Annotated in this window: 14 protein-coding genes and 1 pseudogene; 9 read left to right on the top strand and 6 right to left on the bottom strand. The window is 63.4% G+C overall.

Annotated features, from left to right (window positions below):
• Positions 1–17: 17 nt before the first annotated feature.
• The 4 genes from sufD to sufA all read left to right on the top strand — a co-directional run bounded on the left by sufD (position 18) and on the right by sufA (position 3,508).
• Positions 18–1,289, top strand: a complete 1,272-nt coding sequence (gene sufD, locus LB552_RS01585; RefSeq protein WP_224601433.1) for a Fe-S cluster assembly protein SufD — start codon at positions 18–20, stop codon at positions 1,287–1,289.
• Positions 1,290–1,393: 104 nt separating this feature from the next.
• Positions 1,394–2,635, top strand: coding sequence for a cysteine desulfurase (locus tag LB552_RS01580; protein WP_224601431.1), 1,242 nt, complete (start codon positions 1,394–1,396; stop codon positions 2,633–2,635).
• Positions 2,636–2,640: 5 nt separating this feature from the next.
• Positions 2,641–3,033, top strand: coding sequence for an SUF system Fe-S cluster assembly protein (locus LB552_RS01575; protein ID WP_095765178.1), 393 nt, complete (start codon positions 2,641–2,643; stop codon positions 3,031–3,033).
• A 94-nt stretch (positions 3,034–3,127) separates the two neighbouring features.
• Positions 3,128–3,508: a Fe-S cluster assembly scaffold SufA gene (gene sufA, locus LB552_RS01570; protein WP_140840198.1), complete on the top strand. Its 381-nt coding sequence runs from the start codon at positions 3,128–3,130 to the stop codon at positions 3,506–3,508.
• 22 nt (positions 3,509–3,530) lie between these two features.
• Here the strand turns inward: sufA and LB552_RS01565 are convergent, their stop codons facing one another.
• Both LB552_RS01565 and LB552_RS01560 read right to left on the bottom strand, forming a co-directional pair.
• A complete protein-coding gene (locus tag LB552_RS01565; RefSeq protein ID WP_224601429.1) occupies positions 3,531–3,989 on the bottom strand; it encodes a RidA family protein in 459 nt (152 codons plus the stop codon).
• A gap of 15 nt (positions 3,990–4,004) precedes the next feature.
• Positions 4,005–4,502 (bottom strand): GFA family protein, encoded by a 498-nt coding sequence (locus tag LB552_RS01560; RefSeq protein ID WP_140840196.1) that lies wholly within the window; start codon positions 4,500–4,502, stop codon positions 4,005–4,007.
• Between the two features lie 89 nt (positions 4,503–4,591).
• Between LB552_RS01560 and LB552_RS01555 the strand changes: the two genes are divergently transcribed.
• Positions 4,592–4,921, top strand: a complete 330-nt coding sequence (locus LB552_RS01555) for a TfoX/Sxy family protein (RefSeq protein ID WP_224601427.1) — start codon at positions 4,592–4,594, stop codon at positions 4,919–4,921.
• Between the two features lie 100 nt (positions 4,922–5,021).
• Here LB552_RS01555 and LB552_RS01550 read toward each other — a convergent pair whose 3' ends face one another.
• Both LB552_RS01550 and LB552_RS01545 read right to left on the bottom strand, forming a co-directional pair.
• Positions 5,022–5,939, bottom strand: a complete 918-nt coding sequence (locus LB552_RS01550) for a pseudouridine-5'-phosphate glycosidase (RefSeq protein ID WP_224601425.1) — start codon at positions 5,937–5,939, stop codon at positions 5,022–5,024.
• 42 nt (positions 5,940–5,981) lie between these two features.
• A complete protein-coding gene (locus LB552_RS01545) occupies positions 5,982–6,920 on the bottom strand; it encodes a carbohydrate kinase family protein (protein WP_224601424.1) in 939 nt (312 codons plus the stop codon).
• Between the two features lie 282 nt (positions 6,921–7,202).
• Between LB552_RS01545 and recA the strand changes: the two genes are divergently transcribed.
• Positions 7,203–8,300: a recombinase RecA gene (recA, locus tag LB552_RS01540; RefSeq protein WP_095765184.1), complete on the top strand. Its 1,098-nt coding sequence runs from the start codon at positions 7,203–7,205 to the stop codon at positions 8,298–8,300.
• Positions 8,301–8,737: 437 nt separating this feature from the next.
• Positions 8,738–11,407, top strand: coding sequence for an alanine--tRNA ligase (gene alaS, locus LB552_RS01535; protein ID WP_224601422.1), 2,670 nt, complete (start codon positions 8,738–8,740; stop codon positions 11,405–11,407).
• Positions 11,408–11,684: 277 nt separating this feature from the next.
• Here alaS and LB552_RS01530 read toward each other — a convergent pair.
• Positions 11,685–12,310 (bottom strand): annotated as a pseudogene (locus LB552_RS01530) (glutathione S-transferase family protein).
• A gap of 79 nt (positions 12,311–12,389) precedes the next feature.
• Entirely contained in the window at positions 12,390–13,601 is a 1,212-nt protein-coding gene (locus tag LB552_RS01525) for an NADP-dependent isocitrate dehydrogenase (protein ID WP_095765188.1), read from the bottom strand.
• A gap of 207 nt (positions 13,602–13,808) precedes the next feature.
• On the opposite strand from LB552_RS01525, the gene LB552_RS01520 reads away from it, so the two are divergent.
• Both LB552_RS01520 and LB552_RS01515 read left to right on the top strand, forming a co-directional pair.
• The gene (locus tag LB552_RS01520; RefSeq protein WP_224601420.1) at positions 13,809–14,657 is read left to right on the top strand and encodes an RNA methyltransferase; all 849 of its coding nucleotides are present in this window, start codon (positions 13,809–13,811) and stop codon (positions 14,655–14,657) included.
• An 81-nt stretch (positions 14,658–14,738) separates the two neighbouring features.
• Positions 14,739–15,344: a hypothetical protein gene (locus tag LB552_RS01515; RefSeq protein WP_224601418.1), complete on the top strand. Its 606-nt coding sequence runs from the start codon at positions 14,739–14,741 to the stop codon at positions 15,342–15,344.
• The last annotated feature ends 71 nt before the right edge of the window (positions 15,345–15,415 follow it).

The following is a 15,415-nucleotide window of genomic DNA, read 5'->3' as shown; positions in this document are numbered from 1 at the left end:
CGGTCGAGGCAAAAGTCATGAACATGCATGCACAGCCCCAGCGGACCTTGGCCGAGACGGCGCTGATCGACGCCTTCGGCGAACGGCTGTCGCTGCTGCCCGGCGACGGCGCGGTGATGGTCAAGCGCGACGATGCGATCGAGGCGATCAAGCACGGCCTGCCGACGCGCCGCGTCGAATCCTGGCATTATACGGACCTGCGCCGGCTACTGACGTCGGTGCCGGCTTTCGAGGCCGGCGCCGTCGTCAAGGCGCTTGCGCCGGTTCTTGAAGGCTCGGCCGTGCTGCCGGTGCTGAACGGCGTCTCGCAGACGAAACTGCCGGAGATCGACGGCCTCACGGTGCAGCGCCTGTCGGAAAAGCTCACCGACGGCAGCGTGGCTCCAGGACTGGATCCCTATGGCAGCGACGACGCGATCGGCGCGCTGAACACGGCTTTTGTCGCCGACGGCTATTTCGTCGAGATCGCCGACGGCGCCGAGCTAGAAAAGCCGATCGAATTGCAGAACCTGCAGGCCGGCGGCCAGTCGCATGTGCGGCTCTTGGCGCGTGTCGGCGCCGGCGCTAAGGCGATTGTCGTCGAGCGCCAGGCAGGCGAGGGCGACGAGGCGCTCGTCTCTTCGGTCAGCCAGCTCGTGGTCGGCGACGGTGCGGAAGTGACCTGGCTGATCGTGCAGGAACAGCCGGACACGGCCACGCATCTCGCCCAGTTCAAGGCGCATATTGGCAAGGACGCCAAGCTGACGCTGTTCGTGATGAACGCCGGCGGCAAGCTTATTCGCCAGGAGGTCGTCGTCAGGACGACAGGCGAGGGCGCCGACTTCAAATTGCGCGGCATCAATCTTCTCGCCGGCGACACCCACACCGACGTGACCATGGTGCTCGACCATGCCGTGCCGCACACCACGTCGACCGAAGTGATCCGCAACGTGGTGACCGGCAAGGCGCGCGGCGTCTTCCAGGGCCGCATCAATGTGCATCAATACGCCCAGAAGACCAACGCCAAGATGGCCTGCAACACGCTGCTTCTGTCGGATGACGGCGAGTTCTCGACCAAGCCGGAGCTGGAGATCTTCGCCGATGACGTCGTCTGCGGCCATGGCGCCACCGTCACCGAGATTGACCACGACCATCTGTTTTACCTGATGGCGCGCGGCATCGACGAGAAGTCGGCGCGGGGTCTTTTGGTGAAGGCATTCGTCGCCGAAGTGATCGAGGAACTGGACGACGAGGCGCTGGTCGAAGCGCTGGAAGCGCGGCTCGACGGCTGGTTTTCGACGCACGGCTAGCGCCTAACCTTCTCCCCTTGTGGGAGAAGGTGGATTGGCGCGAAGCGCCAAGACGGATGAGGGGTGTTGGAAGGATCGCGGCTTCGGCCGACAAGGACTTCGAGATGGACCAGAAGATCGAAACCACACCATACGACGTCGAGGCGATCCGCCGCGACTTCCCGATCCTGTCGCGCCAGATCTATGGCAAGCCGCTGGTCTATCTCGACAACGGCGCCTCGGCGCAGAAGCCGCAGGTGGTGCTCGACACCATCCAGCACGCCTATTCCCAGGAATACGCCAACGTGCATCGCGGCCTGCATTTCCTGTCGAACGCCGCGACGGATGCCTATGAGAATGCGCGCAAGTCGGTGCGGCGGTTTCTCAATGCGCCGAGCACCGATAACATCGTCTTCACCTCCAACACCACATCGGCGATCAACACCGTCGCCTATGGCTGGGGCATGCCGCGGATCGGCGAGGGCGACGAGATCGTGCTTTCGATCATGGAGCACCACTCCAACATCGTGCCCTGGCATTTCATCCGCGAGCGGCAGGGCGCGAAGCTGGTCTGGGTACCGGTCGACGATCTCGGCGCCTTCCACATCGAGGAATTCGAAAAGCGCCTGAGCGACCGCACCAAGCTGGTCGCCATCACCCATATGTCCAATGCGCTGGGCACGGTGACGCCGATCAAGGAGATCGTGCGCATCGCGCAGGCGCGCGGAATTCCTGTCCTCGTCGACGGCAGCCAGAGCGCCGTGCACATGCCGATCGACGTGCAGGATCTCGACTGCGATTTCTTCGTCTTTACTGGACACAAGGTCTATGGCCCGTCGGGCATCGGCGTGCTCTACGGCAAGAAGGACAGGCTGGAAGAGATGCGGCCTTTCATGGGCGGCGGCGAAATGATCGAGGAAGTGACGGAAGACATCGTCACCTACAACGAGCCGCCGCACCGCTTCGAGGCCGGCACGCCGCCGATCGTCCAGGCGATCGGCCTGGGCGCCGCGCTCGACTATATGGAGAAGGTCGGCCGTGAGCGGATCGCCGCGCACGAGGCGGACCTCAAGGCTTACGCGCATGAGCGGCTGCGGGCGATCAACTCGCTGCGCATCTTCGGCGACGCGCCCGGCAAGGGCGCCATCATCTCGTTCGAATTGCAGGGTATCCACGCGCATGATGTGTCGATGGTGATCGATCGGCAAGGTGTCGCGGTCCGGGCCGGAACGCATTGCGCCCAGCCGCTGTTGAAACGCTTCGGCGTCACCTCCACATGCAGGGCATCGTTCGGCATGTATAATACCAGGGCCGAAGTCGATGCTTTGGCCGAGGCCCTGGAAAAGGCGCGAAAGTTCTTCGGGTGATGATGATGGACGACGTGAGCACCACCGCGGAAAAAGCGCCGGAAACGGCCGCGAACGGCATCGTTTCGGCCTCGGCGATCCCCGCCGACGAGCTGGCGCGGCTGACCGACGACATCGTTTCGGCGCTGAAGACCGTCTACGACCCGGAAATTCCGGCCGACATCTATGAGCTCGGCCTCGTCTACAAGATCGACATCGAGGACGACCGTTCAGTCAAGATCGATATGACACTGACTGCGCCGGGCTGCCCGGTGGCCGGCGAGATGCCTGGCTGGGTCGAGAACGCCGTCGGCGCTGTCGAAGGCGTGTCCGGTGTCGAGGTCGCCATGGTGTTCGATCCGCCATGGACGCCCGACCGCATGTCGGAAGAAGCGCAGGTCGCGGTCGGGTGGTATTGAGGCCTATACCCTTGCGCCAGTTGTAAAACTTCACCATTTTAGGTGAAAATCATTCGGCAGGCCTTGAACCTGCATGGAATGGAGTAGGAAAAATATGGGACGCTTCGCCGTCATCACGATGACCGAAAAGGCCGCCGACCGCGTGCGCGAGATCGTGGCTGCGCGTGATAGCGCGCATGGTATCCGGCTCGGCATCAAGAAGGGCGGTTGCGCCGGCATGGAGTATACGGTCGATCTTGTGACCGAGCCGAATCCCAAGGACGACCATATTGAGCGCGACGGCGCGCATGTCTATGTCGCGCCGGAGGCGGCACTTTTCCTGTTCGGAACCGAGATGGATTTCGAGCAGACGACGCTGCGCACCGGCTTCACCTTCAAGAATCCGAACCAGAGCTCGGCCTGCGGCTGCGGCGAATCCGTCGAGCTGAAGCCGGCCGATCTCAAGGCGCTTGCCGAGGCACGCGCCTCGGCCTGACCAGGCCCGCCAGCGCTTCCGCTCAGTCCGGCAGCGCGGCGATGACCACAAGCTCGACGACGAGGTCAGGCTGCGCCAGGGCGGCGACACCGATCACCTCCGATGGCGGCGGGTTGTTGTAGCTGCAGTGCTTCGGGCAATGTTCGGCAAAGAATTCGTCCAGCACGTCCAGGCGGAAGTTTGGTGAGCTGAGGACGCCGCCGGACGGAAAAGGTCCTTTGACGTAGAACGTCACCTTGACCAAATGGTCAAGCGAGCTGCCAAGTTCCTCCAGATCCGACTTTATGTTGGCCAGGATTTCGCGCCACTGCGTTGCCGCGTCGCCGACAGCGCCGCCCTGGTGTTTCGAGGGATCGTAGTCGTCGACGGTGGCGGTGTTGCCGGACAGAAAAACATATCCCTTGGCGTCCGAGACGACCGTGCTCTTGCCCCAAGGCATCAAACGATCGCCTTTGAACTTCTTGTGCGTCGTGAGGTTCATTTCGGCCTCCTGTCGCTAATCCACCCACATCCCTGTCCGCTTGTGCCAGTCGGCGATCGATTCCTCCGGATAGACGTCGAATACCTTGTCGTTCTTGCCGACGACCGGCTCGACCCAGTTCGCCTTGTATTTCAGCATCAGATGCACCTTTTCCGGCGGTGCCGGCAGGTCGCTGTCGATCGCCGAGGCGAAGGGATGCACGAGCTCCGGCCAGGTCGGGTCGTAGAGCCAGAGTGCTGCGCCGCATTTCCTGCAGAAATTGCGCTCGCCGGTCGAGACCTCGCAATGCGGATGCTCGTCATCCTCGATTTCGGCGCGATAGACGCCGAGGCTGCGCTTGCCCCTGATATCAAGCGTCTCGTAGTCGGCGCCGAGATTGATGGCGAACCCGCCGCCGCCCTGCTGCTTGCGGCAGATCGAGCAGTAGCAGAGCATGAAGGGCACCGGGGTGTGGCTCTCCACCTCGAAGCGGACGGCGCCGCAGCGGCAGGAGCCTTTGAGCAGGACGGGCATGGCGGGAACTCCGTTTTCAGATTTCAACCTGTCAGCATGCTTTTGGTTGCGGCGATGACAAGGCCGGTGACGGATGAGATGATCGCAGCATGGACAATGCGCGTCTTGAAGAACTGTTCGAAAGCCTTGGACCGATCGCCATCCGAAAACTGTTCGGCGGCAAGGGCATCTATTGCGACGGCGTCATTGTCGCGGTCGTCGTGCGTGGCGAGCTGATGCTCAAGGCGGACGAGGAAACAATTCCCGACTTCGAAGCCGCCGGCTGCAAGCAATGGACCTATACCGGCTCGCGCCACGGCAAGGAGGTGGCGATGCCTTATTGGAGCATTCCCGACGAGGCCTTCGACGATCCGGACGAAATGGCAGTGTGGGCGCGGCGGGCTTATGAAGCGGACGAAGGGCGGGGAAGTGAAAGTTAGAAATGCTGGCGGGACAGCACCCCCTCTGTCCGGCAGGACAGAGAGGGGTGTGAACGAACTCGGCCATTGCGGTTGGCCGGGCTGCCGCAACTTGAACGTTCTATAGCGCCTTGGCGATCTCCGCCGCCAGCCGCGCATTGTTCTCGACCAGCGCGATGTTGGTCTTGAGGCTGCGACCGCCGGTCAGCTCCAGGATCTTCGACAGCAGGAACGGTGTCACCGCCTTGCCGGTGACGTTGAGCGCGTCGGCAGCCTTTTGCGCGGCCTGGATGTAGCCGTCCATCTCGGCGGCCGGGATTTCGTCATTCTGCGGCACCGGGTTGGCGACGAGGATGCCGCCGCCCAGGCCCAGCGCTTGGCGCGTTCTGTAGAAATGCGCGATGTCTTCCGGCGCATTGAGCGTTAACGGCGCGCGGAAGGGCGACTGCCTCGACCAGAAGGCGGGCATCGTCTCGCAGCCATGGCCGATAACCGGTACGCCGCGCGTTTCCAGCACTTCCAGCGTTTTCTCGATGTCGAGGATCGCCTTGGCGCCGGCCGAGACGACGATGACCGGCGTGCGCGCCAGCTCGTCGAGATCGGCCGAGATATCGAAGCTTTTCTCAGCGCCCTTGTGGACGCCGCCAATGCCGCCGGTGGCGAACACTTTTATGCCGGCCATATGCGCGGCGATCATGGTGGCGGCGACAGTGGTGCCGCCGGTGCGCGTTTGAGCGACCGCGAAACCGAGATCGGCGCGCGACAGCTTCATGGCGTCACCGGTCATGGCAAGCGATTCGCGCTCGCCGTCGGAGAGGCCGATCTTGATACGGCCCTCGACCACGGCGATCGTCGCGGGTACCGCGCCGCCATCGATGATGATCTGCTCGACCTTGGCGGCCATGGCGCCATTGTCGGGGTAGGGCATGCCGTGGGTGATGATGGTGCTTTCCAGCGCCACCACGGGCCGGCCGGCGGCAAGCGCCTCCGCCACCGGCGGATGGATATCGACGAAGGGGCGGGCGGTATCAGGCGTCATGGCTGTCTCCGATCCGAACGGATTGCTTCGGCAGTGGTGGCCCTATGCCACTTCCCGCGGCTCCGGCACAAGGGCAAGCGCCTGCGTGAAGTTGGCGATCGTGAAGGACGGCACGGCCTGCGGGCTCTCTATGGCGAGCATCGCCGCGGCAAGGCCTTCGCGTAGTGCTGCGCGCAGCGGCAGGCCGCGCAGCAAGGCGGCGACGGTTGCGCCGGTCAAGGCATCGCCGGCGCCGGTCACGTCGGCCACCTTGCGCGGCGCGGGCGGATCGATCTCGAAGATTCCGGTGTCGTCGAAGCCCAGCACCGGAGCGCTGCCGGACGTGACCACGCCGGCATTCAGGCCAACCCGCCTGAGCGCGTCGACAAGGGTCTTGCCGGATGGCTCGGCGCCGACCAGCGCGGCGGCTTCGCGACGGTTCATGAAGAGCAGCGACAGATCGTCGAGCAGCGGCGCCAGGCGGACGACCTTGGCCGGCGAGACGGCGATGGCAAAGACCGGCCGGCCGCCGGCAAACGCCAACAGACGCTCCAGCGCCACCGTCGGCAAGTTGGCGTCGCACAGGATAGCGTCGGCAGCGGCGATCGCCTCGCGCACCTTGGCGCGTCTTATTTGCTTGGGAAAGGCAAGATCGTAGAGCGCCATGTCGGCAAGCCCGACGATCAACTCGCCTTGGGCATCGATCAGCGCCGTGTAGCTCGGCGTCGTGCGGTCGAGGAACACCACCGAAAGGTCGGTTATCCCGGCGTTGTCGATCGCCGAGGCGACTGTGTCCGCCGCAGCGTCACCGCCACGCACCGAGATCAGCGAGGCCGACACGCCGCGCTTCACCACGCTGCGCAGCGCGTTGAAAACCACGCCGCCGACGTCCTCGCGCATGATGCCGGGATTCGAAGCCGCGGGCACATAGACGCCCGAGACCTGGCCGCGCCGGTCGATATGGGCGCCGCCAAGCGCCAGGATTGTTGGGGATGTCGGCATTTCGGGTCGGTGACTTTCGTTGATCGTGCGGCCGCGCACACTAGGTTTCTGCGCGTCGCCCCGCAATCGGGGTCGCGATTCGGACGGCCGGATATCGAAATCTCTTCTGGATCCGTGGTTGCACTCCGCACCAGCCCTGGTGAGACAAAAATAGAACAAATCCAGATATTGATTATTTTTCAGATATTTGTTGCCCCTTGCCAAATGAGAACAAAAAAGGTACAAAACAAGCAGGGATCACGGATTGTCCGGCCTTCATTGACGACCAAGGGGTGATGTATCATGGCTCAGAATTCTTTGCGGCTTGTAGAGGATAAGGCAGTGGACAAATCAAAGGCTCTGGACGCGGCGCTGTCGCAAATCGAGCGCGCGTTCGGCAAGGGCTCGATCATGCGGCTCGGCGCCAACGAGCAGGTGGTCGAGATCGAAACCGTGCCGACCGGCTCGCTCGGCCTCGACATCGCGCTCGGCGTCGGCGGCCTGCCGCGCGGCCGCATCATCGAGATCTACGGGCCGGAAAGCTCGGGCAAGACGACGCTGGCGCTGCACACGGTGGCGGAAGCCCAGAAGAAGGGCGGTATCTGCGCCTTCGTCGATGCCGAGCACGCGCTCGATCCGGTCTATGCCCGCAAGCTTGGCGTCGACCTCGAAAACCTTTTGATCTCGCAGCCCGACACCGGTGAGCAGGCGCTGGAGATCTGCGACACGCTGGTGCGTTCGGGCGCCATCGACGTGCTGGTCGTCGACTCGGTGGCGGCACTGACGCCGCGCGCTGAAATCGAAGGCGAGATGGGCGATTCGCTGCCCGGTCTTCAGGCTCGCCTGATGAGCCAGGCGCTGCGCAAGCTGACCGCCTCGATCTCGCGTTCCAACACCATGGTCATCTTCATCAATCAGATCCGCATGAAGATCGGCGTCATGTTCGGCTCGCCCGAGACGACCACCGGCGGCAACGCGCTGAAATTCTACGCCTCGGTGCGCCTCGACATCCGTCGCATCGGCTCGGTCAAGGACCGCGACGAGGTCGTCGGCAACCAGACCCGCGTCAAGGTGGTGAAGAACAAGCTGGCCCCGCCCTTCAAGGTGGTCGAGTTCGACATCATGTATGGCGAGGGCGTGTCGAAGACAGGCGAGCTGATCGATCTCGGCGTCAAGGCCGGCGTCATCGAGAAGTCGGGCGCCTGGTTCTCCTACAATTCCCAGCGCCTCGGCCAAGGTCGCGAGAACGCAAAGCTGTTCCTGCGCGACAATCCCGATACGGCGCGTGAGGTCGAGCTTGCGTTGCGCCAGAATGCCGGACTGATCGCCGAGAAATTCCTCGAGAATGGCGGCTCCGAAGGCGGCGACGACGGTTTCGAGGATGAAGCCGGCGCCCTGTAAAGTGCGTTTACCCTGGGATTTTGCGCTCCGGGGCGATCCAAAGGCGCCCGAGGATAGTTGGTTGGCTTAGCCGGAGTTCGGCCGCAATCCTGGTTTATCGCCTTATGCTTATGTAAGCGAGTTCTTGTATTGCGTAACCGAACCGCCGGCCTTCGTGCCGGCGGTTTTGCGTTTCGCAGGCAGCGCTGAGCCGCCGCTCGTCCGCCGATCGGCCCAAAGCGCGTCGCGCTGCAATGAATTCAGGCAATGCGCTTTGGTCCATGCTTGTGCCTGTCATTTTCCCAAAACCGCTTGCGCAGTTTTGAGCGACACGCCTGTTTTGCGTGTTTCTGGACAGGCACAAGAGCTATCGCTAAAAGGCCAATCTATCTTCTGAAACACCAAAGCCCATTTGCCGCCGGCCGGGCCGGCGGTTCTTGCGAAAAAGGCAGTATGCAATGAGTGGCGTGAACGACATCCGGTCGACATTCCTCGACTACTTCCGCAAGGAGGGCCACGAGATCGTCGCCTCCAGCCCGCTGGTGCCGCGCAACGATCCGACGCTGATGTTCACCAACGCCGGCATGGTGCAGTTCAAGAACGTCTTCACCGGCCTGGAGAAGCGTCCCTATACGCGGGCCTCTACGGCGCAAAAAAGCGTGCGCGCCGGCGGCAAGCATAACGACCTCGACAATGTCGGCTACACCGCGCGCCATCTGACCTTCTTCGAGATGCTCGGCAATTTCTCGTTCGGCGACTATTTCAAGGAGCGCGCGATCGAGCTTGCGTGGAACCTGATCACCAAGGGTTTCGGCCTCAAGAAGGACAAGCTGCTCGTCACCGTCTATCACACCGACGACGAGGCGGCGGCTTACTGGAAGAAGATCGCCGGCTTCTCGGACGATCGCATCATCCGCATCCCGACTTCGGACAATTTCTGGGCAATGGGCGATACCGGCCCCTGCGGCCCGTGCTCGGAAATCTTCATCGATCGCGGCGAGCACATTTGGGGCGGACCGCCCGGCAGCCCGGAAGAGGATGGCGACCGGTTCCTGGAATTCTGGAACCTGGTGTTCATGCAATACGAGCAGGTGACCAAGGAAGAGCGCATCGACCTGCCGCGTCCCTCGATCGACACCGGCATGGGCCTGGAGCGCATGGCCTCTATCCTGCAGGGCGTCGAAAGCGTCTTCGAGACCGACCTGTTCAAGCATCTGATCGACGCCGCGTCCTCCGCGCTCGGGCAGGGGCCAAGCCAGGAGAACGTAGCGTCGTACCGCGTCATCGCGGATCATCTGCGCTCAACCTCGTTCCTGGTGGCCGACGGGGTTCTGCCGTCCAATGAGGGGCGCGGCTATGTGCTGCGCCGCATCATGCGCCGCGCCATGCGCCATGCGCAGCTGCTGGGCGCCAAGGAGCCGCTGATGTGGCAGCTGGTGCCGGCCCTGGTGCGCGAGATGGGCCAGGCCTATCCCGAGCTCGTGCGCGGCGAGGCGCTGATCACCGAAACCTTGAAGCTTGAGGAAACACGCTTCCGCAAGACACTAGTGCGCGGCCTCGGCCTGCTTTCGGACGCGACCGAGACGCTGCACGCCGGCGACATGCTGGACGGCGAGACGGCCTTCAAGCTCTACGATACCTATGGCTTCCCGCTCGATCTGACGCAGGATGCGCTGCGCCAGCGCAGCATCTCGGTCGATATCGCCGGCTTCACCGACGCGATGGAGCGGCAGAAGGCCGAGGCGCGCGCGCATTGGGCTGGCTCGGGCGAAGCCGCGACCGAGACGGTGTGGTTTTCCGTGCGCGAAAAGACCGGCGCGACCGAATTCCTCGGCTATGAGACCGAGCAGGCGGAAGGCGTTGTCCAGGCCCTGGTCAAGGACGGCAAGACCATCGACAGCGCGAGCCAGGGCGATGCGGTCGCCGTGGTCGTCAACCAGACGCCGTTCTACGGCGAATCCGGCGGCCAGATGGGCGACACCGGCGTGATTTCCGGCGATGGTTTTTCAATCGAGGTGTCGGACACGCAGAAGAAGGCCGATGGTTTGTTCGTGCATCTCGGCAAGGTGGCTAAAGGCACGATCAAGACGGGTGATGCCGTCGAGCTGAAGGTCGATCATGCCCGCCGCTCGAGGCTGCGCGCCAACCACTCCGCGACGCATCTCATTCACGAGGCGCTGCGCGAGGTGCTGGGCACCCATGTCGCGCAGAAGGGCTCGCTGGTTGCGCCCGAAAGGCTGCGCTTCGATATCTCGCACAACAAGCCGATCTCGGCCGATGAGCTCGAGGAGGTCGAGCGCATGGCCAACGAGATCGTCGTGCAGAACAGCCCGGTGACGACGCGCCTGATGTCGGTCGACGACGCGATCGCCGAGGGCGCCATGGCACTGTTCGGCGAGAAATATGGCGACGAGGTGCGTGTCGTGTCGATGGGCACCGGCCTGCATGGCGCCAAGGCAAACCGGCCTTATTCCGTCGAGCTTTGCGGCGGCACGCATGTGAAATCGACCGGCGATATCGGCCTGGTGCGCATCCTGTCGGATAGCGCGGTGGCGGCCGGCGTGCGCCGCATCGAGGCCCTGACCGGCGAGGCGGCACGCAGGCATCTGGACGAGCAGGACAGGCGGCTGAAAGCCGCGGCGGCGACCTTGAAGATCGCGCCGGCCGATGTGCCGGCTCGCGTCGAAACATTGCTTGAGGAACGCAAGAAGCTCGAAAAGGAACTCAGCGAGGCGCGCAAGAAGCTGGCGCTTGGCGCCGGCCCGGCCGTATCCGATGCTCCGCCTACCAACGAGACCGTCGCCGGCGTCGGCTTCCTCGGCAAGGCGGTCAGCGGCGTGGCGCCGAAGGACCTGAAGCCGCTGGCGGATGCCGGCAAGAAGACGCTCGGCTCCGGCGTGGTCGTCTTTGTCGGCGCCGGCGAGGACAACAAGGCGAGCGTGGTCGTCGGCGTCACCGACGATTTGACCGGCCGCTTCAGCGCCGTCGATCTTGTGCGCGTCGCGTCCGCCGCGCTTGGCGGTCAAGGCGGCGGCGGTCGGCCCGACATGGCGCAGGCCGGCGGCCCCGACGCCTCCAGGGCCAACGACGCGATCGCAGCGGTGAAGGCCGCGCTGGAAGCGGCTTAAGGGAGCGAGACCGGCCCAGTTCGAGCCGGCTCCAGTCTGCCAAAGGCGGCGCTGCCCCTCATCTGCCTGCCGGCATCTTCTCCCCGTTGAACGGGGAGAAGGGCGCTGTCACATAGGCTTTCGCCAATCACCAACGGGCAGGAAAAGCGCCGGCGTCGCGACCAGCTTCTTTCTCCCCGTTTACGGGGAGAAATGCCCGGCAGGGCAATGAGGGGCGGCGCCAGCGCCAATAATTATCATCTACGAGGCCATCGCACGCCGAGATGACGAACGCCAGTCAACCGACCTTCTCAGTCCGCGCAAAGCTCGGACGAGCGGCGATGCGCTGATACCAATCGCGCATATCCGCAAACCGCGCCAACAAATCGCGTCCTTCCGCGACCTTTACGAAATAAGCGATGATCGGTGCCGCGTGCAGGTCGGCCAGTGTCAGCTGGTCGCCTAGCAGCCAAGGCCCTTTTGCCTTCAGCGATGTCAAAACCTTGACCACCGTCTCAGCTTGGCGGAACCCGCTGGCAATCAGCGCCTCATCCGGTGCCGCTTTCTCCAGCCGCTCCACCGCAACATCCCAGACCATGGCGTGATAGCCATAGGCGTCGAGCATGCCGGTGATCTGGCCCATCCTGGCGCGGCCACGCGCATCCGCCGGCTGTAGCGCTGGACTGTCGAAGGCTTCATCGACATAGCGCGTGATCGCACCGGTCTCGAACAGTCGAAACCGTCGTGCTCGAAGGCCGGGATGCGGCCGAAAGGGTGGTGTTCCAGATACCAGGCCGGGATGCCTTCGGCGGCGAAGATGTCGAGGGGCACCAGCTCGTAGTTGACGCCTTTCTCCTCCAGCGCCATGCGTGCGATGCGCACATAAACGCTGTAGTCAGCGCCGTAGAGAGTTGGCTTGGCCATCGATCAGCGCTCCCCTCCGCTCGTCGGAGTACCAAAAAAGAAGGCTCCTTCCGGAGCCTTCGGTATGCCGAATGTGGGTTTACCCCATCGCTTTCTGCAAATTCTCGTCGATCTTGTCGAGGAAGCCGGTGGTCGAGAGCCAGGGCTGGTCGGGACCGATCAGCAGCGACAGGTCCTTTGTCATGAAACCGCTCTCGACGGTCTGGATACAGACCTTTTCCAGCGTCTCGGCGAAGCGCTTCAGCTCGGCATTGTCGTCGAGCTTGGCGCGGTGGGCGAGGCCGCGCGTCCAGGCGAAGATCGAGGCGATCGAATTGGTCGAGGTTTCCTCGCCCTTCTGATGCTGCCGGTAGTGGCGCGTCACGGTGCCGTGCGCGGCTTCCGCCTCCACCGTCTTGCCGTCCGGCGTCATCAGCACCGAGGTCATCAGGCCGAGCGAGCCGAAGCCTTGCGCCACGGTATCGGACTGCACGTCGCCATCATAGTTCTTGCAGGCCCAGACATAGCCGCCCGACCATTTCAGGCTGGAAGCGACCATGTCGTCGATCAGGCGGTGCTCGTACCAGAGTTTCCTTGCCTTGAACTCGGCCTCGAACTCCTTCTCGTAGACCTCCTGGAAGATGTCCTTGAAGCGGCCGTCATAGGCTTTGAGGATGGTGTTCTTGGTCGACAGATAGACCGGGAAATTGCGCAGCAAGCCGTAGTTCAGCGAGGCGCGGGCAAACTCGCGGATCGACTCGTCGAGATTGTACATGGCCATGGCCACGCCCCCGCCCGGCGCGTCATAGACGTCATGCTCGATCACCTGGCCGTCCTCGCCGACGAACTTGATCGTCAGCTTGCCTTTGCCGGGGAAGCGGAAGTCGGTGGCGCGGTACTGGTCGCCGAAGGCATGACGTCCCACGACGATCGGCTTGGTCCAGCCCGGCACCAGGCGCGGCACGTTCTTCATGATGATCGGCTCGCGGAAGATGGTGCCGCCGAGAATGTTGCGGATGGTGCCGTTGGGCGACTTCCACATCTTCTTCAGCTTGAATTCCTCGACGCGCGCCTCGTCGGGGGTGATCGTCGCGCATTTCACGCCGACGCCCCATTTCTTGATGGCATTGGCGGAATCGATCGTCACCTGATCGTTGGTGGCGTCGCGGTGCTCGATGCCGAGATCGTAATATTCCAGCTTCAGGTCGAGATAGGGGTGGATCAGCTTGTCCTTGATGAACTGCCAGATGATGCGGGTCATCTCGTCGCCGTCGAGCTCGACGACCGGGTTCGCCACCTTGATCTTCGCCATGAAAAGAATGCCTCGTTGCTGGGGGATCTGAACGGCCTTGCCCACATGGCTTCGGCCGGGGATGCGGAGCGTATATCAAAGGCTTTTTCAGCGCGCAAACCGCGATCCGCGCCGGGCAGACGGGTGCCGCTGTTGTGAATGCTTCATTTTCCGGTCCGGATGTGGCAGGGGACGCCGAAACGCCGCAAACCCCGGTTACCCATAGCCATGCCAGCCACAGAAGACACAACCAAGACCGCTTCCGCCGGACCGGCGATCATCCTGGTCGAGCCGCAGCTCGGCGAGAATATCGGCATGGTCGCGCGGGCGATGGCGAATTTCGGCTTGTCCGAGCTCAGGCTGGTCAACCCGCGCGACGGCTGGCCGAGCGAGAAGGCGCGCGCGGCCGCCAGTCGCGCCGACCATGTCATCGACGCTACCAGGGTGTTCGACGATCTGCCCTCGGCGGTCGCCGACCTGAACTTCGTCTTCGCCACGACAGCGCGCGAGCGCGACGGCTTCAAGCCGGTGCGCGGTCCTGTGGAAGCAGGCAGGGCGCTAAGGGCGCGCAGCGAGGCCGGGCTGTGCACCGGTATCCTGTTCGGCCGCGAGCGTTTCGGCCTCTATAATGACGAGGTCGGCCTCGCCGACGAGATCGTCACCTTCCCGGTCGACCCCGGCTTCTCCTCGCTCAACATCGCCCAGGCGGTGCTCTTGATGTCCTATGAATGGATGAAGTCCGGCCTCGCCGACGAGACGCAGACCAACTTCTCCGGGCCGGAGCTGGCGCCGGCGCCCAAGGAGCAGCTGCACAGCCTGTTCGCCTACCTCGAGAACGCGCTGGAAGCGCGCGGCTATTTTCGCCCCGAAGAAAAGAAGCCGAAGATGGTCGACAATCTGCGCGCAGTGCTGACGCGCCCGGGCTTCGCCGAGCCCGAGCTCAAGGTGCTGCGCGGAATCATTTCCTCGCTCGACAGGTTTTCGCCGGCCATGCCGCGCGGCGACGGCTCGCCCGGGGACGATCCGAGACGATTGCCGGCCGGCGCGCGCAGTCGCGCCAAAGACGAAGAAAGTTAAGATCGGTAAGCTGTGAGCATTTGAAGTAACCGAATTTTATTCGGTTACGCATCATCCTTGCTGCAATAGTGGGGGTGGCACATGTTTACGTCCAATATTGGTCGACTGCGCTTTTTCCTTTACTCTCTCGGTCTCGCCGTAGCCGAAACCGTGGTGATCGTCATCTGCATTGTCAGCACGATCGGCTTCGAAGGGCTGCTCAATTCAGGACCCGGCCCGGCGCGCCAGAGCATGGCAGGCGCGGTCCTCATCGCCTCTCTCATCTTCGTCGCGCTTCGCGGCAACATCGCCTCGCGCCGCACCCGCGACGCCAACGGACGCCGCTGGATCCTGTGGGCCTACATCGCCCTTTCGGCTGTCTATGCCCTTCTGCAGGCAGGCGTGCTGCTGGTCGTCAAATTCGGCGACCCCGAGAGCATTCCTGGCGGGCTGAACCTGCTTGGGTTTTCGGTATTCGGCCTCTGGTGCACGATTTGGTGGGCGAAGCCCGTCGCGGGCAGCAACATCGATGAGTTGACCGATGTCTTCGACTTCGATGGCCCGCTGCCGGCATCGACGCGCGCTGCACGCGCCGCTGTGCCGGCCGCTCCACGCGCCGCGGTTGGCGCTTCAGCCGCACTCATCCCGCCCGCGCCGCAGCCTTTCGGCAGACCGCGCCCGGCCGGTTTCGGCAAGCGCGGCATATGAGTGATTTTAGAGATAGGGCATGATGTCGTCCGAAAGCCGCTTCACACTTTTCGGCATCATGTTCTAGCGAC

The sequence above is a fragment of the Mesorhizobium sp. CA7 genome, from assembly GCF_020165015.1.
Taxonomy (GTDB): domain Bacteria; phylum Pseudomonadota; class Alphaproteobacteria; order Rhizobiales; family Rhizobiaceae; genus Mesorhizobium.
The sequence above is the reverse complement of the archived record's forward strand: the minus strand, read 5'-3'. Positions and strand labels throughout refer to the sequence as shown.

Bases quoted from the DNA above. Each gene is read 5' to 3' on its own strand.
- sufD (WP_224601433.1), top strand. From the start codon at position 18: ATGAACATGCATGCACAGCCCCAGCGGACCTTGGCCGAGACGGCGCTG.
- LB552_RS01580 (WP_224601431.1), top strand. From the start codon at position 1,394: ATGGACCAGAAGATCGAAACCACACCATACGACGTCGAGGCGATCCGC.
- LB552_RS01575 (WP_095765178.1), top strand. From the start codon at position 2,641: ATGGACGACGTGAGCACCACCGCGGAAAAAGCGCCGGAAACGGCCGCG.
- sufA (WP_140840198.1), top strand. From the start codon at position 3,128: ATGGGACGCTTCGCCGTCATCACGATGACCGAAAAGGCCGCCGACCGC.
- LB552_RS01565 (WP_224601429.1), bottom strand. From the start codon at position 3,989: ATGAACCTCACGACGCACAAGAAGTTCAAAGGCGATCGTTTGATGCCT.
- LB552_RS01560 (WP_140840196.1), bottom strand. From the start codon at position 4,502: ATGCCCGTCCTGCTCAAAGGCTCCTGCCGCTGCGGCGCCGTCCGCTTC.
- LB552_RS01555 (WP_224601427.1), top strand. From the start codon at position 4,592: ATGGACAATGCGCGTCTTGAAGAACTGTTCGAAAGCCTTGGACCGATC.
- LB552_RS01550 (WP_224601425.1), bottom strand. From the start codon at position 5,939: ATGACGCCTGATACCGCCCGCCCCTTCGTCGATATCCATCCGCCGGTG.
- LB552_RS01545 (WP_224601424.1), bottom strand. From the start codon at position 6,920: ATGCCGACATCCCCAACAATCCTGGCGCTTGGCGGCGCCCATATCGAC.
- recA (WP_095765184.1), top strand. From the start codon at position 7,203: ATGGCTCAGAATTCTTTGCGGCTTGTAGAGGATAAGGCAGTGGACAAA.
- alaS (WP_224601422.1), top strand. From the start codon at position 8,738: ATGAGTGGCGTGAACGACATCCGGTCGACATTCCTCGACTACTTCCGC.
- LB552_RS01525 (WP_095765188.1), bottom strand. From the start codon at position 13,601: ATGGCGAAGATCAAGGTGGCGAACCCGGTCGTCGAGCTCGACGGCGAC.
- LB552_RS01520 (WP_224601420.1), top strand. From the start codon at position 13,809: ATGCCAGCCACAGAAGACACAACCAAGACCGCTTCCGCCGGACCGGCG.
- LB552_RS01515 (WP_224601418.1), top strand. From the start codon at position 14,739: ATGTTTACGTCCAATATTGGTCGACTGCGCTTTTTCCTTTACTCTCTC.